The sequence below is a fragment of the Mesorhizobium sp. M0292 genome, assembly GCF_040321695.1.
GTDB lineage: Bacteria > Pseudomonadota > Alphaproteobacteria > Rhizobiales > Rhizobiaceae > Mesorhizobium.
Window position 1 is genome coordinate 151,685 of record NZ_JAMYSB010000004.1, and the last position, 25,140, is coordinate 176,824.

The following is a 25,140-nucleotide window of genomic DNA, read 5'->3' on the forward strand; positions in this document are numbered from 1 at the left end:
AAAGTGGGAACCGGTTCGGACAAGATCATGCTCAAATGAGAGTCCTCAGACCAGGCCGAGCTTGCCGGCCAGGCCGACGCGCTGGATCTTGCCTGTGGGACCCTTGGGTATCTCCTGGAGAAACAGGATGTGGCGCGGCACCTTGAACTCGACGATCCGGCTGCGCGCGAAATCACGAATCTGCTCGGCATCGGCGATGGCGCCCTCGGCCAGCACGATGGCCGCACCCACCTCTTCGCCGAGCATGGCGTGCGGCACGGCGAAGGTCACCGCCTGCGCCACCAGCGGATGATCGAGCAGCACATTGTCGACCTCGAGCGGCGAGATCTTTTCGCCGCCGCGATTGATGATCTCCTTCAGCCGCCCGGTGATCTTCAGATCGCCATCCTCGTCGATGAGGCCCTGGTCGCCGGTGCGGAACCAGCCATCGCTGAAGGCAGCTTCATTGGCCACCGGATTGTCGAGATAGCCATCATGGATGTTGGCGCCGCGCACCGCGATCTCGCCCTTTTCACCCGCCGGCAGGATCGTCCCCTTGTCGTCCAGGATCGTCACCTGCGGACCCGCAGGCAGGCCGACGGAGCCTGGCTTGCGGCGCGCCGGCGGCAGGCCATTGGATGTCATCTGGTGCGCCGCCTCGGTCATGCCATAGGCCTCGACCACCGGACAGCCGAAGACGCGCTCGAGGTCGCGGAACACGGTGTCCGGAAGTGCGGCCGAAGACGAGCGGATGAAGCGCAACCTCGCAGCCGCGATGGTGTCGCCATTGCGCGCGGCGCGCGCCAGGATCGCCTGATGCATGGTCGGCACCGCGCTGTACCAGCTCGGCCTGAAGTCGCCCAGCCAGCCGTAGAATTTGAGCGGGTTGAAGCCCGGCGTGCAGACAACAGCGCCGCCGACTGCCAGCTGCGCGCTGAGCGCCGCCATCAGCCCGTGAATGTGGAACAGCGGCATCACGGTGAGGCAGATATCGTCTGCCGACAGCGCCAGGGTGCTGGCGATGTTGGCCATCGATGCCTTCAGATTGCGCTGCCGCAAGCCGACGATCTTCGGCCGCGCCGTGGTTCCCGATGTGTGCAGGACAAGCGTGAAATCGTCGGGCCCGTTGAGCTGCACCTTGTCGCGGCGTGCCTCGCCGGCAGCCGCAAGTTCGGCGTCGCCCAACAGGAGAAACTCGCCGGCCTTGGCGCCGTCGGTCACGACGACGTCGAGCACCGCAATGCCGAGCCCCTTTGCGGCGTTGCGCGCGGCATCGCCCATGCCTTGTCCGCACAGCAGCAGCTTCACATCGAGATCGCCGAGATAGAAGCGGAATTCGTCTTCGCCGTAAGCCGGATTGAGCGGCGCAGCCGTCGCCAACGCCGAGACAGCCAGGAAACAGGCCGCCATTTCCGGGCCGTTGGGCAAGACGATGCCGACGGCCGTGCCGCGGGCAACGCCACGCCTGGCGAGATCGCCGCAGAGCTTGTCGACAAGATTGGCGAGGCCGGCAAAGCTCAGGGATGGCCGGTCCGGCGCCATCAGCGCCACAGCAGCCGGCTGCCAGGGCGCCAGTTGAGGAAGTGCTACCGATAGGGCCTGTTTCAAGTTCGAACCCTGAATGGCGTTCACCATGGCCTTGCCGGCGCCGATTGCGCGCCCGTGGCAGACGCAGTAAAGCGATTTCCGGACGCACGCAAGAACAGGTGGACACCGATCGGATGAGGCTGCCGTGGTTGGGAAAATCCCGGAAAGCCGACCGGACACCATCTTCCGCCGTCATTTATCATACGGAAATCATCGCCGACATCCTGGTGCCCGAACGCGCCGAGAATGTTCGCTTCTTCAGCCGCAAGCAGGTCCGCGCCGGCAAGTTGCGCACCTTCAACAACAGGGATCTCCGCGAGCTGCTGCTGGCCGCCTTTTATCTCGGGGTCGCGGCATTGCTGCCGGTCAATTGGTGGGCCGCGATCTGCAGCCGCGTATCGGGGCTGCGCCTCAAGCGCCATATCCGCAAGGATTTCGTGCGCTACGCCGCCGCGACGCGCGCCGTGCTCGGCAATGGCATCGATGCGCAAAGGCAGTTCAGGGCCTTGCTCTGCGCCAACCACCGCCGGCGTCTGCTGCTTGCCGCGCATCTCATCGGCCGCCGCTGGTCACCTGATATCCGGCTGGAGGGCCGGGAAGGCCTGCAAGCGGCGCTGAAGCGCGGCCACGGCGCTATCATCTGGTGCGATCAGTTCACGACCCAGACCATCATCGGCAAACGCGCTCTCCATGAAGCCGGCATCGAGACACACCAGCTCAGCGTCAGGGCTCACGGCATATCCGATTCGACCTTCGGCTTGCGCTTCCTGAACCCGCCGATGGTTCGGGTCGAGAACCGTTTCCTGAAAAGCCGGATCGTGTTCGACCGCAACGACGCCTACCAGGTCACCGGCCGGATCCAGAAGATCCTTGGCAGCAACGGCGTCGTATTGGTGACCAACACGGTGCATGCCGGCTCGACATTCACCGAAGTCGGCCTTGGCGAGAGCGGCTGGACTCACCTCGCCTCGGCGCCGACGAATTTCGCTGCCAGAGGCAAGGCGGCGCTGTTTTCCATGTCGACCTTTGAGACCGATCCGTTCCGCCAATACCGCGCCGTCCTAAGTCCCGAACTGGTGCCGGCCCCGGCAGAGGCCGGCGAGCGCGCGGCCAGAGCCGGCGCCAAGAACATGGCGCTGCAGGCCGAGTACATATTGCTCAAGCGCGACCGCTTGCTGGAGGCGCTGAAACTCTATCCCGAGCAAATGATGGTCTGGTCCGGCGCCGACCGGTTCACCGAACGGCCGGAAACCGCCTTGCCCGACGAGGGTGGTTCATGATTTTGCGCCGGCCAGCAGGCTGGCAACGGCGGTGACGATTTCAGCCACTGGAAGTGTGGCGTCGGCCGTCAGCGCCCGCTCGTCGGCGCCAGGCGGCTCAAGGATGGCGAACTGGCTTTCGACCAGGCTTGCCGGCATGAAATGGCCCTTGCGGTTGGCGACACGCTGCTTGGCGGTTGCGGGATCGATCTTCAGATAGATGAAATCGATATCCCGGCGGAAGCCACGCAGACGATCGCGGTAGCTGCGCTTCAGCGCCGAGCAGGCGGCAACCACGCTTTGGCCGCTGCCGGTCAGGTCCGCGATCCGCTCGCCAATGGCATCGAGCCAGCCCTCACGCAGTTGATCTGTGAGCGGCTCACCGCTCGCCATGCGGGCGACGTTTTCGGGTGGGTGCAGCCTGTCGCCTTCGACAAAGACGGCCCCTTCCTCTGCTGCCAATGCTTTGCCGACAGCCGATTTTCCGCAGCCGGCGACGCCCATCACCACAATGGCCCGAGGCACTGAGCCGGTAGCGCCCATTGGCGCCTTTGCGGTCTTTTCGTCCACGGTCAGCGGCTTGCCGGCGCGCGGCCGTAGAGCAGGAGCATGGCAACGATGACCAGGCCATAGACGATCTGCCGCCCCGCCTCCGGCATCTGCATGACCGAAAGGATGGACTGCAGGAGCGTGATCAGGATGACACCGGCGACGGTACCGAGATAGGAGCCGCGGCCACCCAGGATCGAGGTGCCGCCCAGAACCACGGCGGCGATCGACGGCAGGAGATAGGCATCGCCCATCGATTGCGCCGCCTTGGAGGCATAGCCGGCGAGAAGCACTCCGCCAAAGGCGGACAGCCCGCCTGAGATAGCGAAGGCGATCATCACCACGCGCCTTGTATCGATGCCGGAGAGATAGGCGGCACGCTCGCGGTTGCCGATGCCGTAGACGGTGCGGCCGAAGCTGGTGCGGGACAGCACGAACACCATCGCGGCACCAATCAGCGCCCAGATGATGACGGCGTTAGGCACGCCAGGAATGGTAAAACCTGTCGCAAGATAGCGCATGGCGCCGGTGGCCGAATCCTGTGGCGAGTAGCCGCCGGTATAAACGACCATGAGCCCTTGCGCGACAGCGTTGGTGGCGAGCGTGATGATCATCGAGGGTATGCGCAAATAGGCGACGCCAAAGCCGTTGACGATGCCGATCAGCACCCCGCAGAAGATGCCGAACGGGATGGCCAGCGCCACACCGATCGGGCCATAGGCCGCGGCCGCACACGCCATCATCGCGCCCGCCGCCACCGCCCACGGCACCGACAGGTCGATCTGGCCTAGCAGGATGACCAGCATCATGCCTGTGGCGATGACGCCGAGGAACGAGGCCACCTTGAGCTGCTGCAAGAGATATTCAGGCGACAGAAAGCTCCTGGAATAGAGGCTGCCTAGGAACAGCAACAGCACGATGCAGGCGAAGGCCGTCAGCACCGCCGGATCGGCGCGGCGGATGAATTTCGGCATGCGGCCGGCGATACCGCCCAATGTCGTTTCGCTCACAGGAACCACTCCAGCCGGTTGCGGACCCGAAACAGCGCAAAGGCGCCAAGGCTGACCGCGACCAGCAGGATAACGCCCTGGAACAGCGGCTGCCATAGCGGATCGAAATCGAAAACGAACAACAGGTCGCCGATGGTGCGGAAGGCCAGCGCGCCGAAGATGGCGCCGATGGCGCTGCCCTTGCCGCCAAACAGCGAGACGCCGCCCAGCACCACGGCGGCAATCGAAAACAGCGTATAGGCGTTGCCGCTGGCATAGGCTGCATCGCCGGTATAGGTGAAGAAGGTCAGGAACAGTCCGCCGATCGCGGCCAACAGGCCTGCGAGCGCGTAGGCAGCGAACTTGCCGCGCCTTATCGGCACACCGGACATGTAGGCCGCCGTCTCCGACGAGCCGGCCGCATAGGCCGCCCGCCCGAGCACCGAGCGGCTGAACGGTACCCAGACCACGAGCACGACGGCGAGCAGCACGACCAGGCTCGCCGGCATCACGCCGAACAGGCGTCCGGTCAGCGCGTCGGCGAGACCTTCGTTGACCGAACCGCCGGGAAACGGCCTGAGCAGCAGCGCGATGCCGAAATAGACCGCACCCGTGGCGATCGTGGCGACGATCGGCTGCAGGCGGCCGTAGATGACGATGGCGCCGTTGATCGCCCCGCACAGGAGCCCGGTGCCGAGCACGGCGATGACGCCGAAAGCGGTCTCGAGGCCGGTGCCGATGACCAGCCAGGAGGCGAGGCAATTGGTCAGCGTGAAGATCATGCCGACGGAGAGGTCGATGCCGGCGGTGATCACGACCAGTGTCTGCGCCATGGCGACGAAGGCGAGCAGCACGCCCTTGTTGGACGCCGTCTGCACGACATTGGCGGTGAAGCCCGCCGGATGGTTCGAGGTGTAGATGACGAACATGACAATGAATATGCCGAGTGCCATCAGTGTTCCGCGCTGCTCGGCCAGCCAGTAGCGCCACTCTTTCACGCGTCCGCTCCCTGTCTTGCGCCGGCATCGTCTCTCGCGCCGCCGTCATCGCCGTGAATGTTGAGCGCGCTTGCAATGAGCGCCCGCTCGGTGATCTCGGCCCCGACCAGCTCGCGCTTGACCGCGCCGTCATAGAGCACCAGCACGCGGTCGCAGCAGCCGATCAGTTCGTCATAGTCGGTCGAATAGAACAGGATCGCCGCCCCCGCATCCGCCAGCTTGCGCATCAGTTGATAGAGTTCCTGCTTGGTGCCGACGTCGATGCCGCGCGTCGGATCGTTGAGCAGGATGATGCGCGGCTGGCGCATCAGCCATTTGGCGATGACCACCTTCTGCTGGTTGCCCCCCGACAGCGCACCGACCGGAATGTCGAGGCCGGCCGTCTTGATCGCCAGCAGCCCGACCATGTCGTCGATCAGCCGCTGTTCGGCGGCGCGGTCGATGATGCCGGCCTTGGACAGCCGGTCTAGGGCGGCAAAGGAGAGGTTCTCGCGCACCGTCATCGGCAGCATCAGGCCTTCGGTCTTGCGGTCCTCCGGGATCAGCGCCATGCCGATGCGGTCGTCGCGCGCCGCTTGCGGGCTGGCAATCGAAACCGGCTTGCCGTCGATAAGGATCTGGCCGCCGAGACCGCGCAGCACACCGAAAAAGGCAAGCAGCAATTCGCGCTGGCCCTGGCCGTCCAGGCCGCCAAGGCCGACGACCTCGCCTGCCCCGACCGTCAGCGAGACATCGTCCAGCCGGTCCGTCCAGGACAGCTTGCGCGCCTCCAGCACAGGAACGGCGGCGGCGGCAGCGCGCGCGGGTTTCGGCGGGAAAATATGGCTGTATTCGCGCCCGATCATCAGTTCGACGACTTCGTTGTCGCTCTTTGTGCCTGCCTTGTAGCTGGCGACATTGCGGCCGTTGCGAAACACCGTGCAGTGGTCGGCAAGCTCGGCGATCTCGTTCATGCGGTGCGAAATGTAAAGCAGCGCCAGCCCTTCCGAGCGCAACCGCTTGAGCACGCTGAATATTCTGGCGACGTCCGCCGCGGTCAGCGCCGAGGTCGCCTCGTCGAGGATCAGGATGCGCGGCTTCCTGGCCAATGCCTTGGCAATCTCGACCATCTGTCTTCTTGAAAGCGGAAGATCCTTGACCAGCGCCAATGGATGGATATCGGCCGCACCTGCGCGTGCCAGCGCATCCTCGGCAATGCGGCGCTGCGCCTTGCGGTCGATCATGCCGAAACGCTTCGGCGGATCGGAGATGACGATGTTGTCGGCAACGCTGAGTTCGGGAACCAGCGACAGCTCCTGGAAGATGCAGACGATGCCGGACTTGTTTGCAGCAGCAGGCGAAGCGAACGTCACCTCGCCGCCGTTCAGCATCATGCGGCCTTCGTCGGGCGCGACGACGCCCGCCATGACCTTGATCAGCGTCGATTTGCCGGCGCCGTTTTCGCCGAGAATGGCGTGGATGCTACCGGACGAGACCGAAAGCTCGGCCTTTTCCAGCGCCCGCACACCACCATAGCGCTTGGATATGCCTTCCATCCGGAAGAGCGGAACCGCACCGTCCATCGGCCCTCCCGAGGCAGTTTGACTTCAAGGGATATCGAGTGGCCGGCGCCGCGGAGATCCCGCGGCGCCGGATATGCCGCCTATTGGTCAGCCCCTATTGGTCAGCTTTGGTCTGGCCCATAATTTCCTGCGCGGTGAAATTGATGCCGCAGGTCGGGAAGGAATTGCCGACGAAGAAATTGTCGGACTGGTCGGGGAAGAAATCCTGACCGGCCTTGAAGTTTGGATCCTCGACGATCGCCAGCGGCAGTTTCACCGCCTGCGGCACGACGTTGCCTTCGAGCGCGGCAATCGCCGTCTTGATGGCGACCGCGACCTGCGCCGGACCGGTGCCAGCCGATGAGCATTTCAGCCCGTCACCGGCATGTGCCGCGCAGAACTTGCGGAAACCGTTCTCGGTCTCGCCGCCGAACGGCACGAAAGCATGCTTGGCATCGATCATCGCCTGCACGATGCCGGTGTCGCCGCCTTGCCCGGTGATGCCGTCGAATGGGCCGTTGGTGGCAATGGCGTCGGCCGTGGCTTTCTGCGCCACGCCGTCGTCCCATTTGCCGACCACCTCGGTGACGTCCCATTTCTTGCCGGAGGCATCGAGCGCTTCATGGATTCCGTTGTGACGGTCGGTGTCGACGGAAGTCCCGGCAACGCCGCGCACTTCGAGCACCTTGCCGCCATTCGGCACATGCCCGACCAGCCATTTGCCCCACAATTCGCCAAGGCCCTTCTGGTCGACATTGACGTTGATGGCGTCCTTGGTATCGAGAATATTGTCGAAGGCGACGAGGATGACGCCAGCTTCCTTGGCGCGCTTGATGACCGGCCCGAAAGCGGTCGGGTTCTGGGCGTTGACGACGATCGCGTCATAGCCGGAATCGATGAAGTTGTTGATCGCCGAAATCTGAGCCGGCACGTCCTCGCCGGTCGAGACGACCTTGAATTCCTTCAGTTTCGCGGCGACCTCCGGCTGGGCCGCATAGGCCTTGGCGGTCTGCACCATCTGGATGCGCCAGGTGTTGGCGATATAGCCATTGGCGAGCGCGATGCGGTATGGGCCGTCTTTCTTGGGGAACTTGAAGAACTGCGTATCGGCCGCCCAGGGCGCAAAGCAATCCGGCTCAGCCGACGGGCCCTTGACAACTTCCGGGTCGGCCATGGCCGACGAACTCAGCATGACGAATGCAGTGGCGGCAACGATGCCACCAACAAGTGACTTGATCATCGATATTCCTCCCAGTTGTAGTTTTATTTGCTGCTGCTTATTAATTTGATGCTGTTTGTCGTGTTAATTTGATGCTGTTTGTCGTGGTGTGTTTTCCACGCCTGCCGAAGGCCCTCCAGCCTGGCCGGCGCCACGTCTCAAGGGCCCGAAGCCGGCCCGATCCCCTCCCCCCTCGCCGCTTCACAGGCGAGAAACGAAACTAGCATATTATACATAATAAACAAGCATGAGCTGTTGCTTATGTATAATAAACAGGGGCGGCCTTTCATCAAAACGTCTGCCCGACGAAAATGGTAGCGCTACCATGACGTTGTGTAAAGCACCATTTGTTGAGGCAGCCAAAGCGTGTTCAGCGTGCGGTGCTCTCGCGGGGCTTGAGTTCGAAACCGAGATCGACGACCCGCTGCTCAGGCCTTCGTCCTGCGATCGCCGCCAGCGCCATGGCGACAGACCGACGGCCGATTTCATAGCGAGGGGTGCGGATACTGGTGAGCGGCGGGAACGCCGCCTGCATCATTTCGAGGTCGTTGAAGCCGACAATGCCGATTGTTTTCGGCACGTTGAGCGCGGCGCTATGGCATTCGAACAAAACGCCGAGCGCGATGTCGTCATTGTTGCAGAAGACGCCGTCGAGCGCCGGCATCTTGGCCAACGCATCGCGAAGCAGCTCGCGGCCGAGCGTCACGCTGGACAGTAGCGGCGTGGTGGTGACCAGCCGCGGGTCGAACAGGCCGGCCTTCTCCATTGCCGCGCGATAGCCGGCAAGCCGCCGCTGCGAGCGCGGGTCCATGCGTGCGCCGATGAAGCCGATCCGCCGGTAGCCGGCCTCGATCAGATGCTCGGTCGCGGTGCGGCCGCCGTCGAAATGCGAGAAGCCGACCAGCATGTCGACCGGATCGGACCCGGTCTCCATCACCTGCACCACCGGGCAGCCCGCGCTCTCCAGCAGTTTTCGCGAGGTCGGCGTCTGGTCGATGCCGGCCACGATCAGCGCCGCCGGGCGCTGCGGTGCGAACACCTGCAGCAGGCGCTCCTCCTCGAGGCCGGAATAATGGGTGTTGCCGAGCTGGACGCGGAACGGGCCGTCGGACAGGCTGTCATAGATGCCGCGCACCACTTCGGCGAAGACGTTGTTGGTCAGCGACGGCACCAGCACGCCGAACACATCGGCGCGCGCCGAGGCCAGCGCCCGTGCATTGGGATCCGGGACATAACCGAGTTCGTCGACGGCGGCCTGGATCTGGCGCCGCAGATCCTGGCTGACGCGTTCCGGTTCGCGCAGCGCCCGCGACACGGTGATGGCGCCGACGCCGGCCTTGCGCGCCACATCTGATAGGGTCGGGCGGCCGCCGCCGCGACGCGAGCGCGGCTTGGTCATGGACATCCTCCACGTGCCGGGCCCCGGCCGCTGCGCCCTTGCGAAACCATGTTCAGCTTTTCCACTGCCACCATGCCGGCTGCTGCCGCACCCACTCGCCTGCTGGCGTCGCGCAGCCAATCGCCCTTGTCAAGCAACAGGGCAATCCTGCCTTCCTAAGCCATCAGGGCAGCACTGCGTTTTGCTTTCCACAGCAGCAGCCCGATCGCCACTATGTTCAGCAAGTTCCACGCGATCCCGTTGAGGAACGCGGCGGCGTAGGAGCCGGTCAGGTCGTAGATCCAGCCCGACATCCAGCCACCGATCGCCATGCCGAAGATGGTCGCCATCATGACGATGCCGATACGCTGGCCGGCCTCCCTGGCGGGCAGGTATTCGCGCACGATGATGGCATAGCAAGGCACGATGCCGCCTTGCGACAGGCCGAACACCAGCGACACGACATAGAGCGAGGCAAGCCCGTCGAACGGGATGTAAAACAAAAGCGACAGGCATTGCAGCACGGAACCGATAAGCAGGGTTTTCACGCCGCCGATGCGGTCGGCGACAAAGCCGGAGGCGAGCCGGCTGACGACGCCCGCCGCCATCATGATCGACAGCATGTCGGCGCCATGCGCAATGCCGTAGCCAAGATCCATGCAATAGGCGACGATGTGCACCTGCGGCATCGACATCGCCACGCAGCAGCCGAGACCGGCAACGATCAGCAGCACCTGCAACGCCGCCGGAGACAGCGAAATCGACTGCACTGTCCGGCTTCCGGGTGAACCGGCGGCAGCCGCCGCCGGAGCAGCGCGCCGCAACAACAGCACCAGTGGCACCATGGTGACCAGGCAGAAGACACCGATGCCGGCATAGGTGAAGCGCCAGCCCTCCGCCTTGATCAGCGTCGGCATGATGGTTGGCCAGAGCGCTCCGGCGAGATAGTTGCCAGCAGCCGCCGCCGTGACGGCGACGCCGCGCCGACGGTTGAACCAGTGCGAGATGTCGGCGATCAGCGGCCCGAAGATCACCGATGTGCCGACACCAATCAGCACGCCCTGGGCAAGGGTGAATTGCAGGATAGAGGTCGACAGCGCGGCGAGCAGCAGGCCGGCGGCGAGAGCCACCGAGGATAGCAGTGCCGGGATCCAATACCCCATGCGATCGACCGCGCGGCCAACCAGCACATTGCCGGCGGCGAAGCCGACCATGGTTGCGGTGTAGGGCATCGATGCCGCGGCGCGGTCAACGCCGAACTCGGCCTGCACGGCCGGCAGCACGACGACGACGGCCCACATGCCGACCGCACCGATCGTCGCCAGCAGCATGGAGATGGCAAGCCGCATCCAGGCGTAGCTGCTGTCGATGCCGGGGCTATCCGCCTGATTGGCGACGATCGGGGTCAAGGCGTTTCCTGTCTACGGTCCTGGGAAGTCGACCGTTGTGTCGCCACTATCGGCGCATTCACCGCGACGGGCAGCGCCACAGGGCCATGATCGGTGGCTCCAGCGGCCCGGCGACTTTCTCGGGAACCGGCGGCGGCCTGCCCGAGTTTTTGCGACAGGAAGGAGTTTGTCATGACCGCGAAAAAGAAATGGTCGGCCGAGGTGACCGAGTACAGCGATGCGATGGACCTCGAGGACCACATCTTCGAAGCCGACGACGCCAGGAAGATCGCGGCCTCGCTCAAGCGCTCGGCCGAGCACAGCGACCGCCGCAAGGCCGAGCCGTTTCAGTCGGCCATGTCGATGCTGAATTTCTACATCAACCGCGCCGGCAAGAACCTGCCGCAGGCGCGCCGGAAAGTGCTCGAGGACGCCAAGGACGAACTGCGCGCGGCCTTCGGAAGGCCGCAGCAGGATTAATGCATGTCGCTCAAAAGTGGCGCCGGTTTTGAGACAACGACATGCATAAAACGAAGACATAAAGCGCGTCGACTTAGTCCGTTCAAACGGGACGCGCTTTAGCGCTCCCGATTGGCTCTGCCAAATTCACCTCAACTGGACCTAGTGACAGGTCCTCTTTCCCCTCAGTTTGCCGGCCTCGGCTTTGTGTTTCCCCGAGCCCTTTGAAGTAGCGGCATGACGGTCAAGATCGGCATCAATCCCATCACCTGGAGCAATGACGATGTTCCCGCACTCGGCGGCGATACGCCGCTCGCGACATGCCTGTCGGAAACCAGGCAGGCCGGCTATCGCGGCACCGAACTCGGCGGCAAATTCCCCAGGCGAAGCGACGAGCTTGGACCGATCCTGTCTTCTTACGGACTGGAGCTCGTCTCCGGCTGGTATGACGGCCGCATTCTGGACCGCACGGTCGACGAGGAATTCGCCGCCATCACCTCGCATCTGACCCTGCTGCGCGACCTCGGCGCCAAGGTCGTCGTCTATGCCGACACCTCGCGCGGCCGTCATGACGGCATTTTCGCGCCGATCTCACAGCGTCCGCGCCTCGCTGACGGCGAATGGACCGCCTATGGCGAGAAGCTGACCGAACTCGCCGACCGCATGGCTGCCTTCGGCGTCGGCATGGCTTTCCATCACCATATGGGCACGATCGTCGAGAGCGATGACGAGGTCGACAGGCTGATGGCCGCAACCGGCAAGAGCGTCGGCCTGCTGTTCGATACCGGCCATTGTCTGTTCTCAGGCGGCGACCCGGCCTCCCTCCTGAACCGGCATCTCGACCGCATCGTGCATTTCCATTGCAAGGACGTCCGCGCGGCCGTGCTGGAGAAGGCACGGCGCGAGGACATGAGTTTCATGGCGGCAGTGATGGAAGGAATCTTCACCGTGCCCGGCGATGGCTCCGTCGATTTCCTGTCGCTGCTGCAGCCTCTGGCCAGCCATGGATTCGAAGGCTGGATCGTCGTCGAGGCCGAGCAGGATCCGGCCAAGGCACACCCCTTGACCTATGCCACGAAAGGTTACGCTTCGCTTCTCAAAACGGCCTGCGCGGCCGGGTTCGACGTGGCAATACGAGACATGGCCTGACCACCGCCGGGGGGCTGGTGGTTGGGCCGGTTGGGCGCGCGCCTCGGTAGGGGTAGCGACGCGAAAGCGCCCGGCGATCCGCGCCGCCGCCCTCCCTTGGCGGCGCGGATCGCACAGTTCTTGGCATCGAAATTTTTGCCCCCGAGTTGCCGGCCCGGCGTTTCCAGCTTGAGGCTGGGGACGAGGCATGCCTTGATGCAGATGGAGGAGCGACATGGCATTCGAGGCGGCACTCGGCATGGAACGGCTTTGCACCATCCGTGAGATCGCCGAGAAGGCGGAACTCGGCGCGGCAACCGTTCACCGCGCGCTGAAGAACAGCCGCGAGGTCCGTCCCGAAACCAGACGGCTGGTGCTGGAGACTGTCTGCCTGCTTAACGAAGAGAAGATCGCCCGCGCCGCCAGGTTGGTCGGAGACTAGCTTGGCCGACCATATGCGCCTTTCCCTCGACATCATGTCGGTCGACCGCGGCTCGGACGAACCGATGCACCGGCAGATCTACGGCGCCCTGCGGCGCTTCATCCTCGACGGCCAGATCCAGCAGAACACGCTGCTTCCTTCGACACGCTCGCTGGCCGAGGATCTCAAGGTCGGCCGCAACACGGTGATCGCCGCCTACGACCAGCTGCTCGCCGAAGGGTTTATAGAGGCGCGCGCCGGGTCCGGCACCTGGGTGGCGCCGATCCAGCAGAAACGCCCGCCGGCCGCGCTGCGCGCCGGCCTCGCCGCCCCGCAAAAACTCTCGCGGCGCGGTCAGACCATCGTCAACGGCCCGCAGCCGCCACGCAATGCCGGCGTCATCAACTTCCATCCGGGCGTGCCGGAATCGGCATCCTTTCCCTTCACCATCTGGTCGAGCCTTCTGGTGCGCAATGCGCGCAGCCGGGATGAGAATTTGCTCGGCTATATCTCCTTTGCCGGCCATCCCGGCCTGCGCCAGGCCATCGCCTCGACCATAAGCCTGTCGCGCGGCATCAATTGCACCGCCGACCAGGTCATCATCGTCACCGGCGCGCAGGCAGCACTCGACCTCGCTTCGCGCGTGCTGATGGACGAAGGCGACCATGTCTGGATGGAGGAGCCCGGCTATCTCGGCGCCAAGAGCGCCTTTCTCGCCAGCGGCGCGCAGCTTGCGCCCTTGAAGGTCGATCGCCTTGGATGGCATCTCGCAGACCCAGAGCTGCCGCCGCCGCGCCTGATCTATGTGACGCCATCCTGCCAGTGGCCGTTCGGCACCATCATGCGCATCGAGGAACGACTGCAGCTGCTTGACATCGCGGAACGCCACGGCGCCTGGATCGTCGAGGACGATTATGACGGCGAATATCGTTATCGCGGCCGGCCGGTGCCGGCGCTGCGCGGCCTCGATCACGCCGACCGGGTCGTCTATATCGGCTCCTTCGGCAAGACGCTGATCCCGGCGCTCCGCATCGGCTATCTCATCGTGCCGCGCGAACTGTCGGTCCCCTTCGACCGCGCCGTCTCGATCACCGGCCAGTTCGCGCCGCTGATCCTGCAGGCGACGGTCAACGACTTCATCACGCAAGGCTATTTCGCCACGCATCTGAAGCGTATGCGCCGGCTCTATGCGCGCCGGCAGGCCAATTTCGTAAAACTGTGCCAGGAGCATCTGGCCGAATGGCTGACTGTGACCGAGAACGATTCCGGCATGCAGCTGCTGGCCAGTTTTATCCGACCCTACAAGGACAGTGAAGTCGTCGCCGCTGCCGTCAAGGAGGGCCTCGACGTGCAGGGCATCTCGATCAACTACCATTCGAGCGAGCCGGAACACGGCCTGCTGCTCGGCTATGCCGCGATGGACGAACGCCAGATCCTGCGCGCAGTGCTGGCGCTGCGCGCCGCCTTTATGCGGCTGGACCGGCAATAAGCCGGTCCAACGCGGCTCTTCAATTCACGCTGTCGAATTTCTGCAGGTCCACCGGTGCTGCGTTGCGCACCTCGACATCGTCCAGCGAGGCATTCTCCAGCGCCACACGGGCCGCCGCATCGATGTTATGGATCATGTCGTCGATGTCGGCGTCGCCATGCGCCGGATTCATCGCGATCATCACCGTGCGGTTGAGGATGTCGAGAGAACCCTTGCCGAGGTCGTCGGCATAGGTCAGCCGCAGGCCCTTGTTTTCCGGCAGCGTGTACGGATTGAGCGCCGGATGATGCGCGCCCTCATGCATCAGCACCTGGTCCCACTGGGTGAAATTGTGGCGGCCGGTCTTGCCGGCAATGACGCTCGGAATGGTCTTCGAAAAAGTCTGCGCCGCCTGTTCGCTGGGCAGCAGATACATTACCTGTGCCGCGCAATCGTCGTTGGGGCTGTTCATCGGCGACGGCGTCAGGCCGAGATTGCCGAGATGGCGCGTGCCGGCCAGCACCTTCTTCTTCTCCGCCCGCATCGCCTCGATGATGCCGTCCAGACGGTCGAGTTGGACATTGAGCATCGCGCCCATTAATTCCGAGGCGCGCGCGCCGATGCCGGCGAACGGCTTGATGCTGTCGCTGCGGCCCTGCCAGTAGAAGTGGCAGGGGTCGATGGCGCAGCGCGCCCGCTCCGCCACTTTCGGATCGCTGGTGGCGATGCCGCCGCCCTCGCCCGACGTCATGTTCTTGAAGTAGTTGAAGGAGTAGGCGCCGGCATGGCCGATGGAGCCGAGCTTCTTGCCCTCATAGCCGCCGCCAATGCCCTGGCAGACATCTTCCAGCACGAGCAGACCGCGTTTTTTAGCGATGTCCATGATGGCGTTCATGTTGCAGGCCGCACCCCACATATGTACCGGGATGACCGCCTTGGTGCGCGGGCCGACGGCGTCGCGCAGAGCGGCCGGGTCGATGGTCAGGCTCTCGTCGACGTCGACAATGACCGGAATGGCGCCGACCGACAGCACTGCTGTGGCGGTCGCCATATAGGTGTGCGCCGGCACCAGCACCTCATCGCCCGGGCCGATGCCGAGGCCGATCAGGCCGGCGGCGAGCCCATAGGTGCCGCTGGCGGCAAGCGCGAAATGCTCGACGCCGAGATGCCTTGCATAGCGCGCCTCGAAGCGGTTGCACTCGCTGTTCTCGCCATAGCGAAACAGCGCGCCCGAGCGGATCACCCTGGCAATGGCTTCGATCTCTTCTTCGCCGGCGGTGTACATGGCAAGTCTCCACATCGCTTGATGGTGTGAAAGCAGTACGCCTGCGGCCGCTGTTTGAAAGAACCACTCCGCTGCGATCGGACCAAGCCATCCTGCTCACGTCGGAGCGGCGTTTAGCGCCGACTGTGGGCATATCGGATGAAATCGAAATTCCAGAATGCAGGCCCGCGGAAAAATCGTACCCATCCGAATTCGCTGAAGTGGCCCTGTCGGAAAGCCCGCGTTGGGCGTTCCATCGCGTCCAGTTGGGCAAACGGTCGGTTCCATGCAGCACGGGACACACTTTGGAAGACCCTCGAAACCGGCCTGCCGGCAAGATGGTGGCCGGCAAGATGGTGGCCGGCAAAACGGTGGCCGTCCATGACGCGACAGCTCGTCCTGCACGAAGACGATGTCGGCATGTGCCATGGCGCCAACAGCGCCTTCCTCGAACTGACCGCACTGGGCGCCTGCAGCTCCGGCGCCGTGATGGTGCCGTGTCCATGGTTCCCTGAGATGGCCGAAGCGGCAGCCGCCGATCCCCGGCTCGATCTCGGCGTCCACCTGACGCTGAACAGCGAAAAGCAGCACTACAAATGGCGGCCGCTGACGTCGCCGTCGCGCGCGGCCGGCCTGACGGACGAGTTCGGCTATTTCTGGCCCGATGTCGCGACCACCCGCCGCAAGGCAGCACCGCAAGCGGTGGAAACCGAGCTTCGCGCGCAGATCGACACCGCCTACCGCGCCGGCATCGACGTCACTCATCTTGACGCCCATATGGGGGCAGCGCTGTCGCCCGAGTTTTGCGACGTCTACATCAAGCTCGGCCTGGAATATCGGCTGCCGGTGCTGTTGACCAAAACGCTGTCGGCCTATTCGCCCAATGACAATCTCGTCGGCGTCACCGAAGCGGCGTTCCAGCGCGGCGTCACTGAAGCCCGCGCTAAGGGCTTTGTCATCTTCGACGCCGCCATTCAGACGACCTGGGGCCGTCCACGCTCCAAGCCGATAGAGCCCGCCTACAAGGCATTGGTCGAAGGGGTGCGCGAAGGCCTGACCTTCTTTTGCCTGCACTTCAACGCGCCGGGCGAGCTCGAACTGATCGAGCCGCGCTCCGCCTATGTCCGCACCGAGGAATATGAACTCTTCCGGGACCAGGGTTTTCGCGACTGGCTCGGCGTGCAGGACATCGACATCATCGGCATGAAGCCGCTGCGCGAGGAGCTTCGTGCACGGCTCGGGGCATCGACACCGGCAAAGGCCCGCAAAGCGGCCACCCGGGCAGCACCGTAAGCCGATCCGGTCGGCCGAGGCGCAAAGAGGGAATTGGAACTGCAACGACAATGGGAGAATGACATGAAGACTGTTCTGAAACTGGCGCTCGGCGCGCTTGTCTCGATGAGTATGCTGGCGGGTGTCGTGCAAGCCGCGGGCCTGAAGGACCCGAAGGATGTCCGCATCACCTTCGTGGTGCATGGCTCGGCCTCCGATCCCTACTGGTCGGTGGTCAAGCGCGGCGTCGACGATGCGGCGGCGCTCACCGGCGCCAAGGTCGAATATTATGCGCCGCAAGTGTTCGACGTGGTCGAGCAGGCCCGCCTGCTCGACGCGGCCATCGCCACCAATCCCGACGGCATCGCCGTCTCCATTGCCGACGCCAATGCGCTCGGCAAATCGGTCAAGGCCGGACTTGCCGCCAACATTCCGATGGTCGTGCTGGATTCCGGCGAGAAGGAAGGCGCCGAACTCGGCACCTCTCTCTATGTCGGCACCGTCTCCGAATATGATTCCGGCAAGAAGGCCGGCCAGCGGCTGGCCAAGGAAGGCACGCTCAAAGTCGTCTGCATCAACCACGAGGTCGGCAATGTCAGCCTCGACCAGCGCTGCCAGGGGTTGAATGACGGGCTGAAGCCGTCAGGCGGCGGCACCGAGGTGCTTACCGTGTCGCCCGATCCGGCCGACATCCAGCGCCGCACCGAGGCCTATCTGTCGGCGCATCCCGACACCCAGGCGGTGTTTGCGCTCGGCGCCACCGCCGCCAATCCGCTGATCCCGTTCTTCCGGCAGAAGGAATTGTTCGGCAAGATCAAGCTCTACACCTTCGACATCAGCCCCGAAGTCCTGGATTCCGTCGTCGCCGGCGAAATGGGCTTCGGCATGGACGCCCAGCAATATCTGATGGGATACCTGCCGGTGATCTATCTGGTCGAGCATGCCACACATGGCTTCTGGCCGCAGAACAACGCCTACACCGGCCCGCTCTTCATCGACTCGCCCGACAAGGCCAAGGCGATCCTGGCGCTCGCCAAGGACGGCATCCGCTAAGGCAAGACCAAAACGGATCGGGGAGCCGCCATGCGCTCCCCGTCTCTGGTCGAGATTGCGAAGTGAGCGATTGGGGAGCCTAATGGCTGTTGTGGAAGACAAGGCGATACCTCCAGAAGCGCCGGCCCCCGGGGTACTGGGCAAGGACCGTTTCGGCATGATGTCGAAACGGGCGGCCGGTGCTGACGAGCGGCTGGCCAGCACCGGCCGGCTGACTCAATGGCTGCGCCGGCCCGAAGCCGGTGCCGCCGGCGGCCTCATCGCCACCATCATCATCTTCGCCCTGCTGCCGGGTGCGTCGAACCTCTATTCGCTGCAGGGGTCGATGACCTTCCTGACGCTGGCGGCCGAACTCGGCATCATCGCCACGGCCGCAGCCCTTCTCATCATCGCCGGCGAGTTCGATCTCTCCGTCGGCTCGATGGTCGGCTTCGCCGGCGTCGTCATCGGACTGACGGTGAAATATTGGGACCTGCCGCTGTGGGGCGGCATCGCCTGCGCCTTCGCTGTCGCCATCCTCACCGGCTACGTCAACGGCCTGATCGTTGTGAAGACCCGCCTGCCGTCCTTCATCGTGACGCTGGCGTCGCTCTACATCCTGCGCGGCCTGTCGATCGGCATCACCCGCGCCGTCACCGGCCGCACGCAGATCCCCTACATCCTCGACGGCGCGCCGGACCCGGCAACCGCGAGCCTGTTCAACGGCCATCTCCTGACCGGCTTCTTCCAATGGATGGGCACTCAAGGCTGGATCGCCACCCGCACCGACGGCATTCCCTTCGTCGTCGGCATTCCGATGTCGATCGTCTGGTGGCTCGGCCTGACAGCGCTTGCCGGCTATGTCTTGACCCAGACCAAATACGGCAACTGGATATTCGCCACCGGCGGCGACCTCAATGCCGCCCGCAATGTCGGCGTGCCGGTCGACCGGGTTAAGATCGCACTCTTCATCTACACCGCCTGTGCCGCGACCTTGCTTGCCACCATCCAGGTGATGGAGGCCGGCTCCGCCGACACCACGCGCGGCCTGCTCAAGGAATTCGAGGCAATTATCGCCGCGGTCATCGGCGGCGTGCTGCTCACCGGCGGCTATGGCACCGTCTATGGCGTGCTGTTCGGCGCGCTGATCTTCGGCCTGGTGCAGATGGGCATCTTCTACACCGGCATCGACACCGACTGGTTCAAGGTCTTCCTCGGCATCGTCATTTTGATGGCCGTGCTGGTCAACAACTACATCCGCCTCAAGGCGCTCGGACGCGGAGGCGGCAAATGACCTACCCAAACCCGTCCCCGGCCATCCAGCCAGCCATGGAATTGCGTGGTGTGTCGGTCAATTTCGGCTCGGTACGCGCGCTCCAAGATATCGACATCAAGGTCTATCCCGGCGAGGTGCACTGTTTGCTGGGCGACAACGGCGCCGGCAAGTCGACGCTGATCAAGGTTCTGTCGGGCGTGCACCGGCCGACCAAGGGCGAGATTTTCGTCGACGGCAAGCCCGTCACGTTCCGCAGCCCGCGCGACGCGCAGGACCTCGGCGTCGCGACGGTCTTCCAGGACCTCGGCATGATCTCGCTGATGTCGATCACGCGCAACTTCTTCCTCGGCCGCGAGCCGACCAGAAGCCGCCTGCCCTTCTCGCGCTTCGACAAGGAGCGCGCCAACACAATTGCCCGCCAGGCGATGGCCGATATCGGCATCGACGTGCGCGACCCGACACAGGCAGTCGGCACGCTGTCGGGCGGCGAGCGCCAATCGGTGGCAATCGCGCGCGCAGTCCACTTCGGCGCAAAGGTGCTGATCCTTGACGAGCCGACCTCGGCGCTCGGCGTGCATCAGGCGGCCATGGTGCTGAAATTCATCATCGAGGCGCGCATGCGCGGGCTGGCGGTGATCTTCATCAGCCACAACATCCACCACGCCTACCCTGTCGGTGACACTTTCACGCTGCTCAACCGCGGCCGCAATCGCGGCACATACGCAAAGTCCGAGATCTCGCGCGACGAGGTGATTTCCATCATGTCGGGCGGCGAGGATCTGAAGGCGGTGGAAGCTGAGATTGCCGGGCTGTTGGCTCAGATCGGCAATCGGCCGGCCGCCGCACCCTGAGCCTGGAACACTTTGCAGAGAGTTTTAGCAGCATGAGCAGGATACGGGTTGGCGTTATCGGCGCCGGCATGATCTCGCAGGTCGAGCATATTCCGAATCTGTTGCGGCTCGGCGACCTGTTCGAACTGGTCGGCGTCGCCGACCCGTCAAGGATTTCGCGGGAATATGTCAGCGAAATTCACGGCATCGCCAATTTCGAAACGCCGGAGCAACTGTTCGACCATAAGCTCGACGCCGTCGTGATCGGCTCGCCCGACCCGCTGCATCACGAGCAGGTGCTGGCCGCACTGGGGCGCGGCCTGCATGTCTTCTGCGAAAAGCCGCTCTGCTATTCCCCGGCGGAAATCGCCGAGATCGTCGCCGCGCGCAACAAGGCCGGCAAGGTCATGCAGGTCGGCTATATGAAGCGCTTCGATCCGAGCTACCGGCTGGCGCTGGCCTCGCTGCCCGGCACGGCAAAGACGCTGCGGTCCGTCTCGGTCGAGGTCAACGATCCCGACGCCTGGCCGTTCATCGCCCACCAGCGCTATATCCGCGGCAACGATATTCCCAAGGACCTGATTGCCGCCGCTCAAAGCAAGCAGAAACAACAGGTCGAACGCGCCATCGGCCAGCCTTTGAACGATCTGGCTTTCCGTGGATTTATCGGCGCTTACAGCTCCGCCTTGATTCACGATGTGAATGCCGTGCACGGACTGCTCGACGCACTCGGCGTGCCGGAGGGCGAGGTTGTCGGCGCGCAGATCTTCGCCAATGGCGATGGCGGCCAGGGCGCGGTAAAACTGCTCGACGGCCAGGCGCTGTGGACGATGACGCATCTCACCGTGCCGAAGCTCGCCGACTACAAGGAACGCATCACGCTCTTCTTCGACGCTGCCAGCCTCGAGCTCGAATTCCCCTCGCCCTGGCTCAACCATCACCCGACCCGGCTGACTGTGAAGACCTCGGACGGCCACACACTGTCGAGGAAGGATCTACGCGCCGGCTACGGCGAAGCCTTCGTCGAGGAACTGCGCGGCTTCTGGGGTGCGATCGTCAATGGCGACGAGGTGGTCAACCGCCCCGAGCACGCCGCGCGCGACCAGGCGCTGCTGATCGCGCTGACCAGGCAGCATTTGGCCACTTCGCAGGCCGGCTGAGCGCTCGCAGGATGTGTTGAGATTCAGGTCAGGCCGCGCCGAAAACATTGGGTTCGAGAACCGGAGCGGAGCGTACTTAAGTACGTGAGCACCGGAAGCGCAGAAAGCCGGCGTTTGCAGGCCCGCCTCACCTGAATTTCAGCACATCCTACCGGGTGTTGATGACGCCGTCTGTATTGGCGAGCAGCTTGCGCACCGCGTTGCGGGCCGCCTCCGGCCGCTGCAGGCGGATGGCCTTCTCGATCGCCTCGTGCAGTTGCTGTGCATGCTGCAGATCGTCGAGTTCGCGCGTCGTATAGGTGAACAGATGATCGAAGGCGGATTCGATCAGCACGCCGAGCGGCACCAGCAGGTCATTGCCGGAGGCACGCAGGATGGCCAGATGGAAACGTGTGTCGGCGCGCGTGCGCTCCTGCAGGCTCGACGCCTCGCCCATCTCGCGGCAGGCCTGGCTGATCTCGGCCATCTGCTCCTCGGTGCGTCGCATGGCTGCGAAGGCAGTCGCTTCCGGCTCGATGATGTGGCGGAATTCCTGCACCGTCTTCAGGAACACCTCACGGTCGGGCGCGGTCGCGTACCAGGCGAGCACATCGCGATCGAGCAGGTTCCAGCGCTCCCTGGGCTCCACCCAACTGCCGATCTTGGGGCGCGATGCCAAAAGGCTTTTGGCCATCAGCATCTTGATCGCTTCGCGCACCGCAGAGCGACTGACGTTGAAGGTTTCGGACCATTTGGCTTCATTGGGCAGGATGGTGCCTGGCGGATAGTCGCCGCGCACGATCCGAAGCCCGATTTCGCTGGCCAGCGAGGCATGCACGCTGGTGCCGGGCATCCGGGTGGCGTCAGCCCGGCGAAGGGTCGCCGGGCGCTCGCCGGATGCCGCCTTTTCAGGCTTCTTTCCCTTATTCGGCTTTCCGTCCCTCATGCGTCCACAAAGTCCGGATTTCGAAAGCTGTCAAGCAAAGGACGGGACGTTGACGGCAAAGCCTGCGGCTGTGCACAGATCAGGTCGCAACCTTGCCCCCGGCCGTCCTATTTGACGTATTTGCGCCAGCTGTGCTCGGGACGGAAGCCGAGCATGTCCCTGGCCTTGCGGTTGGAGAGCAGCGTTTCATATTCGCCGAGCTGCGTCTTGACCGGCACGTCGGGATAAAACCGCTTCAACAGTTCCGCTGTCGGCAGGTCGGACGAGGTGTCGTCATTGGCGGCGTTGAACACCTGGAAGCCGAGCCCGTCCGTTTCAACGGCGCGCAGCGCGATCTGGCCGAGATCGCGCGCGTCGACATAGCTCCAGGCGATGCGCTTGCGAAAGCCCGGATCGGCAAACCACTTCGGAAACAGCGAATATTCGTGCGGCTCGATGACGTTGCCGATGCGCAAGGCATAGATATCGGTGCCGTTGCGCTGCGCAAAGGCGCGCGCCGTGTGCTCGTTGACGACCTTGGACAGAGCATAGCTGTCCATCGGATCGACGTCGTATTCTTCATCGAGGGGAAAATATTTGGGGTCGCGCGGTTCGTTGGCGAACACCACGCCGTAGGTGGTCTCGCTGGACGCGATCACCACCTTGGGGATGCCAAGCTTCACCGCCGCCTCGATGACGTTGTAGGTGCCCATCGCATTGATGCGGAACACCTCATTGTCGGTCGTGATCATGATGCGCGGTATGGCGGCGAAGTGCACCACGGCATCGACCGGCTGCGGGCGCAGCGACGGATCGAATTCATGCAGGCCCATATAGCTCGACAGCGCGTTGAACACCTGGCCGCTGTCGGTGATGTCGGTGATCAGCGTGCGTACCTTGGGATTGTCGAGCGGCCTGGTGTCGATGTTGAGCACCTGGCAGCCCTGTTCGATCAGATATTGCACGACATGGCGACCGGCCTTGCCGCTGCCGCCGGTGAACATGATCCGCTTCGTCATTTTCGTCTCCAATGCCTAGGATTTCCGTGTATTGTCAGACAATATGGCATTCCGCAACCACCCTCGCCCGCCAGACGGCGGCGCCCACTATCAATCATCGCAACAGGACTTCAAGACATGACCACGACCGCCGCGAGCGAAAAGATCGGCTTTATCGGCCTTGGCCTGATGGGGCACGGCATTGCCAAGAACATCGTGGACAAGGGCTATGGCCTGACCTTCCTCGGCCGCAAGAACCGCAAGCCGGCGGAAGACTTGGCTGGCCGCGGTGCGAAGGAAGTGGCCACCTCGCGTGAGGTGGCAGCGGCATCCGATATCGTCTTCATCTGCGTCACCGGCTCGCGCGAGGTCGAAGCCATCATCCGTGGCCCCGGCGGCCTCAAGGAGGGTCTGAAAAGAGGCTCGGTTGTCGTCGATTGCTCGACCGCCGATCCGGTCTCGACCGTGGCGCTGGCGGCGGAACTGAAGGAGATCGGCGTCGACTTCGTCGATGCACCGCTCAGCCGCACGCCGAAGGAAGCCTGGGAAGGCACGCTCGACGCCATGGTCGGCGCGCCCGACGCGCTGTTTGCCCGTGTGAAGCCGGTCATCGAAACCTGGGCCGGCCGCATCGTCCATATTGGCGATACAGGTGACGGCCACCGCATGAAGCTGCTCAACAACTTCATCTCGCTGGGCTATGCCGCGATCTATTCCGAGGCGCTGGCGCTGGCCGAAAAGGTCGGCATCTCGCCACCGCGTTTCGACAGCGTCATCCGCAACGGCCGCATGGATTGCGGCTTCTACCAGACCTTCATGCGCTGGACGCTGGAGGGCGACCGCGACGCGCATAAATTCACCATCGCCAACGCCTTCAAGGACCTGACCTATCTGGAATCGATGGCGGGTGCGGCCGGCATCGCCAACCCGCTCGGCAACGCCACCAAGAACTCCTTCGCCGGTGCCCATGCCACTGGCCCGGCCGAGCAATTCGTGCCGATGCTGGCGACATATGTCGGCAAGGTCAACGGCGTCGACCTGATGCCCAGCAAGGACGGCAAGAAGCAGACGATTTGAAGGCGGCGAAAAGCCTGTGTCAGCGCCTCGACCGGCCGATAACATCGTCGGTGTTGGCGAGCAGTCTGTGCACCGCATTGCGGGCGGCCGCAGGACGCTGCAGGCGGATGTTCTTCTCGATCGCCTCATGCAGCGCCTGCGCCCGCCGCTGATCGCTGGTCTCGCGTGTGACGAAGACAAAGAGATGATCGAGCGCCGACTCGATCAGAACGCCAAGCGGCACCAGCAGATCGTTGCCCGAGGCGCGCAGTATGGCGAGGTGAAAACGCGTATCGGCGCGGATACGCTCCTGCAGGTTCAAAGCCTCGCCCATCTCACGACAGGCCTGGCTGATCTCGTCCATCTGCTCGTCGTTGCGCCGCGTAGCGGCAAAGGCCGACGCTTCCGGCTCGATGATGTGACGGAACTCCTGCACCGTGCGCAGGAAGGCTTCCCGGTCCGGCCCGGTCGCGTACCAGGCCAGCACATCGCGGTCGAGCAGGTTCCAGCGTTCCCTGGGCTCGACCCAGCTGCCGATCTTGGGCCGTGAAGCCAGCAGGCTTTTGGCCATCAGCATCTTGATGGCTTCGCGCACCGCCGAACGACTGACATCGAAGATCTCGGCCCATTTGGCCTCGTTGGGCAGAATGGTGCCGGGCGGATAATCGCCGCGCACGATTCTGAGGCCGATCTCGCCGGCCAGCGAGACATGGACGCTCGCTCCCGGAAAATGCGCGGCACCGGCTCTGCGCATGACAGCCGGACCGCGGCTGGCTTGTGCCTTGGCCCGCTCGGTTCGCTTCTTTGATTTCTCGTCCGGCATTCACGTTCCAATGCGTCGGCCGTCTGCGTCCGGACTGGTCCGAACCTGCACGGCGCGCCGATCTCGTTGCCGAAAATCCAAACTACAGACGCGTCAAAGCCGGAGCCTGCTGCCCCAACCGTTGCGTCCGTCCGGGAAGAGACGGGGCGCCCGTCAAAGGGC

At 64.0% G+C, this 25,140-nt stretch carries 23 protein-coding genes; 11 read left to right on the top strand and 12 right to left on the bottom strand.

Features of this window, described 5'->3' with window-relative positions:
- Nucleotides 1-45: 45 nt before the first annotated feature.
- On the bottom strand, nucleotides 46-1,587 hold the full coding sequence (locus NKI96_RS07635) for an acyl--CoA ligase (RefSeq protein WP_352803600.1): 1,542 nt from the start codon (nucleotides 1,585-1,587) through the stop codon (nucleotides 46-48).
- 113 nt (nucleotides 1,588-1,700) lie between these two features.
- Between NKI96_RS07635 and NKI96_RS07640 the strand changes: the two genes are divergently transcribed.
- Nucleotides 1,701-2,846, top strand: a complete 1,146-nt coding sequence (locus NKI96_RS07640; protein WP_023821809.1) for a hypothetical protein — start codon at nucleotides 1,701-1,703, stop codon at nucleotides 2,844-2,846.
- Here the strand turns inward: NKI96_RS07640 and NKI96_RS07645 are convergent.
- From NKI96_RS07645 to NKI96_RS07675, 7 genes are all read right to left on the bottom strand, one after another.
- Nucleotides 2,841-3,395: a gluconokinase gene (locus NKI96_RS07645; protein ID WP_023673072.1), complete on the bottom strand. Its 555-nt coding sequence runs from the start codon at nucleotides 3,393-3,395 to the stop codon at nucleotides 2,841-2,843. The two genes, NKI96_RS07640 and NKI96_RS07645, sit on opposite strands and share 6 nt — an antisense overlap.
- 2 nt (nucleotides 3,396-3,397) lie before the next feature.
- Nucleotides 3,398-4,384 (bottom strand): ABC transporter permease, encoded by a 987-nt coding sequence (locus NKI96_RS07650; RefSeq protein ID WP_023673071.1) that lies wholly within the window; start codon nucleotides 4,382-4,384, stop codon nucleotides 3,398-3,400.
- Nucleotides 4,381-5,361 carry an ABC transporter permease gene (locus tag NKI96_RS07655; RefSeq protein ID WP_023725417.1) on the bottom strand — a complete coding sequence of 327 codons (981 nt, stop codon included), beginning with the start codon at nucleotides 5,359-5,361 and terminating at the stop codon, nucleotides 4,381-4,383. The genes NKI96_RS07650 and NKI96_RS07655 overlap by 4 nt, the downstream gene beginning before the upstream one ends.
- Complete coding sequence (locus NKI96_RS07660) at nucleotides 5,358-6,923, bottom strand: sugar ABC transporter ATP-binding protein (protein WP_352803604.1); 1,566 nt, start codon at nucleotides 6,921-6,923, stop codon at nucleotides 5,358-5,360. The genes NKI96_RS07655 and NKI96_RS07660 overlap by 4 nt, the downstream gene beginning before the upstream one ends.
- 94 nt (nucleotides 6,924-7,017) lie before the next feature.
- Entirely contained in the window at nucleotides 7,018-8,142 is a 1,125-nt protein-coding gene (locus NKI96_RS07665; RefSeq protein WP_023682221.1) for a sugar ABC transporter substrate-binding protein, read from the bottom strand.
- A gap of 349 nt (nucleotides 8,143-8,491) precedes the next feature.
- A complete protein-coding gene (gene gntR, locus NKI96_RS07670) occupies nucleotides 8,492-9,520 on the bottom strand; it encodes an HTH-type transcriptional regulator GntR (protein WP_023746968.1) in 1,029 nt (342 codons plus the stop codon).
- A 155-nt stretch (nucleotides 9,521-9,675) separates the two neighbouring features.
- A complete protein-coding gene (locus NKI96_RS07675) occupies nucleotides 9,676-10,848 on the bottom strand; it encodes an MFS transporter (protein WP_050588883.1) in 1,173 nt (390 codons plus the stop codon).
- A 231-nt stretch (nucleotides 10,849-11,079) separates the two neighbouring features.
- Between NKI96_RS07675 and NKI96_RS07680 the strand changes: the two genes are divergently transcribed.
- From NKI96_RS07680 to mocR, 4 genes are all read left to right on the top strand, one after another.
- Nucleotides 11,080-11,367 carry a DUF3175 domain-containing protein gene (locus NKI96_RS07680; protein ID WP_352803606.1) on the top strand — a complete coding sequence of 96 codons (288 nt, stop codon included), beginning with the start codon at nucleotides 11,080-11,082 and terminating at the stop codon, nucleotides 11,365-11,367.
- Nucleotides 11,368-11,583: 216 nt separating this feature from the next.
- On the top strand, nucleotides 11,584-12,495 hold the full coding sequence (gene iolE, locus NKI96_RS07685) for a myo-inosose-2 dehydratase (RefSeq protein ID WP_023699662.1): 912 nt from the start codon (nucleotides 11,584-11,586) through the stop codon (nucleotides 12,493-12,495).
- 214 nt (nucleotides 12,496-12,709) lie between these two features.
- Nucleotides 12,710-12,916 carry a LacI family DNA-binding transcriptional regulator gene (locus NKI96_RS07690; RefSeq protein WP_023673063.1) on the top strand — a complete coding sequence of 69 codons (207 nt, stop codon included), beginning with the start codon at nucleotides 12,710-12,712 and terminating at the stop codon, nucleotides 12,914-12,916.
- Between the two features lies 1 nt (nucleotide 12,917).
- Complete coding sequence (gene mocR / locus NKI96_RS07695; RefSeq protein WP_352803609.1) at nucleotides 12,918-14,384, top strand: rhizopine catabolism transcriptional regulator MocR; 1,467 nt, start codon at nucleotides 12,918-12,920, stop codon at nucleotides 14,382-14,384.
- 19 nt (nucleotides 14,385-14,403) lie between these two features.
- Here the strand turns inward: mocR and NKI96_RS07700 are convergent, their stop codons facing one another.
- Nucleotides 14,404-15,648 carry a DegT/DnrJ/EryC1/StrS family aminotransferase gene (locus tag NKI96_RS07700; RefSeq protein ID WP_023690794.1) on the bottom strand — a complete coding sequence of 415 codons (1,245 nt, stop codon included), beginning with the start codon at nucleotides 15,646-15,648 and terminating at the stop codon, nucleotides 14,404-14,406.
- A gap of 360 nt (nucleotides 15,649-16,008) precedes the next feature.
- On the opposite strand from NKI96_RS07700, the gene NKI96_RS07705 reads away from it, so the two are divergent.
- The 5 genes from NKI96_RS07705 to NKI96_RS07725 all read left to right on the top strand — a co-directional run bounded on the left by NKI96_RS07705 (nucleotide 16,009) and on the right by NKI96_RS07725 (nucleotide 21,197).
- Nucleotides 16,009-16,920: a polysaccharide deacetylase family protein gene (locus NKI96_RS07705; protein WP_352803612.1), complete on the top strand. Its 912-nt coding sequence runs from the start codon at nucleotides 16,009-16,011 to the stop codon at nucleotides 16,918-16,920.
- 63 nt (nucleotides 16,921-16,983) lie between these two features.
- The gene (locus NKI96_RS07710) at nucleotides 16,984-17,952 is read left to right on the top strand and encodes a rhizopine catabolism ABC transporter substrate-binding protein (protein WP_352803615.1); all 969 of its coding nucleotides are present in this window, start codon (nucleotides 16,984-16,986) and stop codon (nucleotides 17,950-17,952) included.
- Nucleotides 17,953-18,109: 157 nt separating this feature from the next.
- Entirely contained in the window at nucleotides 18,110-19,225 is a 1,116-nt protein-coding gene (locus NKI96_RS07715) for an ABC transporter permease (RefSeq protein ID WP_352803791.1), read from the top strand.
- On the top strand, nucleotides 19,222-20,058 hold the full coding sequence (locus NKI96_RS07720) for an ATP-binding cassette domain-containing protein (RefSeq protein WP_023712088.1): 837 nt from the start codon (nucleotides 19,222-19,224) through the stop codon (nucleotides 20,056-20,058). Before NKI96_RS07715 ends, NKI96_RS07720 begins: the two co-directional genes overlap by 4 nt.
- A gap of 32 nt (nucleotides 20,059-20,090) precedes the next feature.
- Complete coding sequence (locus NKI96_RS07725) at nucleotides 20,091-21,197, top strand: Gfo/Idh/MocA family protein (protein ID WP_352803618.1); 1,107 nt, start codon at nucleotides 20,091-20,093, stop codon at nucleotides 21,195-21,197.
- Between the two features lie 148 nt (nucleotides 21,198-21,345).
- Here NKI96_RS07725 and NKI96_RS07730 read toward each other — a convergent pair whose 3' ends face one another.
- Both NKI96_RS07730 and NKI96_RS07735 read right to left on the bottom strand, forming a co-directional pair.
- A complete protein-coding gene (locus tag NKI96_RS07730) occupies nucleotides 21,346-22,122 on the bottom strand; it encodes a FadR/GntR family transcriptional regulator (protein ID WP_023687956.1) in 777 nt (258 codons plus the stop codon).
- A 107-nt stretch (nucleotides 22,123-22,229) separates the two neighbouring features.
- The gene (locus tag NKI96_RS07735; RefSeq protein ID WP_352803620.1) at nucleotides 22,230-23,120 is read right to left on the bottom strand and encodes an NAD-dependent epimerase/dehydratase family protein; all 891 of its coding nucleotides are present in this window, start codon (nucleotides 23,118-23,120) and stop codon (nucleotides 22,230-22,232) included.
- A gap of 117 nt (nucleotides 23,121-23,237) precedes the next feature.
- Between NKI96_RS07735 and NKI96_RS07740 the strand changes: the two genes are divergently transcribed.
- Entirely contained in the window at nucleotides 23,238-24,176 is a 939-nt protein-coding gene (locus NKI96_RS07740) for an NAD(P)-dependent oxidoreductase (RefSeq protein ID WP_023690788.1), read from the top strand.
- Between the two features lie 19 nt (nucleotides 24,177-24,195).
- Here the strand turns inward: NKI96_RS07740 and NKI96_RS07745 are convergent, their stop codons facing one another.
- Nucleotides 24,196-24,978 carry a FadR/GntR family transcriptional regulator gene (locus NKI96_RS07745; protein ID WP_023729411.1) on the bottom strand — a complete coding sequence of 261 codons (783 nt, stop codon included), beginning with the start codon at nucleotides 24,976-24,978 and terminating at the stop codon, nucleotides 24,196-24,198.
- Nucleotides 24,979-25,140: the final 162 nt, after the last annotated feature.

Excerpts from the sequence above, each read along its gene's own strand:
- NKI96_RS07660 (WP_352803604.1), bottom strand. The coding sequence starts at position 6,923 with ATGGACGGTGCGGTTCCGCTCTTCCGGATGGAAGGCATATCCAAGCGC.
- NKI96_RS07720 (WP_023712088.1), top strand. The coding sequence starts at position 19,222 with ATGACCTACCCAAACCCGTCCCCGGCCATCCAGCCAGCCATGGAATTG.
- NKI96_RS07700 (WP_023690794.1), bottom strand. The coding sequence starts at position 15,648 with ATGTACACCGCCGGCGAAGAAGAGATCGAAGCCATTGCCAGGGTGATC.
- NKI96_RS07705 (WP_352803612.1), top strand. The coding sequence starts at position 16,009 with ATGACGCGACAGCTCGTCCTGCACGAAGACGATGTCGGCATGTGCCAT.
- NKI96_RS07725 (WP_352803618.1), top strand. The coding sequence starts at position 20,091 with ATGAGCAGGATACGGGTTGGCGTTATCGGCGCCGGCATGATCTCGCAG.
- iolE (WP_023699662.1), top strand. The coding sequence starts at position 11,584 with ATGACGGTCAAGATCGGCATCAATCCCATCACCTGGAGCAATGACGAT.
- NKI96_RS07675 (WP_050588883.1), bottom strand. The coding sequence starts at position 10,848 with ATGCGGCTTGCCATCTCCATGCTGCTGGCGACGATCGGTGCGGTCGGC.
- NKI96_RS07710 (WP_352803615.1), top strand. The coding sequence starts at position 16,984 with ATGAAGACTGTTCTGAAACTGGCGCTCGGCGCGCTTGTCTCGATGAGT.
- gntR (WP_023746968.1), bottom strand. The coding sequence starts at position 9,520 with ATGACCAAGCCGCGCTCGCGTCGCGGCGGCGGCCGCCCGACCCTATCA.
- NKI96_RS07715 (WP_352803791.1), top strand. The coding sequence starts at position 18,110 with ATGATGTCGAAACGGGCGGCCGGTGCTGACGAGCGGCTGGCCAGCACC.
- NKI96_RS07665 (WP_023682221.1), bottom strand. The coding sequence starts at position 8,142 with ATGATCAAGTCACTTGTTGGTGGCATCGTTGCCGCCACTGCATTCGTC.
- NKI96_RS07690 (WP_023673063.1), top strand. The coding sequence starts at position 12,710 with ATGGCATTCGAGGCGGCACTCGGCATGGAACGGCTTTGCACCATCCGT.
- NKI96_RS07745 (WP_023729411.1), bottom strand. The coding sequence starts at position 24,978 with ATGCCGGACGAGAAATCAAAGAAGCGAACCGAGCGGGCCAAGGCACAA.
- NKI96_RS07740 (WP_023690788.1), top strand. The coding sequence starts at position 23,238 with ATGACCACGACCGCCGCGAGCGAAAAGATCGGCTTTATCGGCCTTGGC.
- NKI96_RS07730 (WP_023687956.1), bottom strand. The coding sequence starts at position 22,122 with ATGAGGGACGGAAAGCCGAATAAGGGAAAGAAGCCTGAAAAGGCGGCA.
- NKI96_RS07640 (WP_023821809.1), top strand. The coding sequence starts at position 1,701 with ATGAGGCTGCCGTGGTTGGGAAAATCCCGGAAAGCCGACCGGACACCA.
- NKI96_RS07735 (WP_352803620.1), bottom strand. The coding sequence starts at position 23,120 with ATGACGAAGCGGATCATGTTCACCGGCGGCAGCGGCAAGGCCGGTCGC.
- NKI96_RS07680 (WP_352803606.1), top strand. The coding sequence starts at position 11,080 with ATGACCGCGAAAAAGAAATGGTCGGCCGAGGTGACCGAGTACAGCGAT.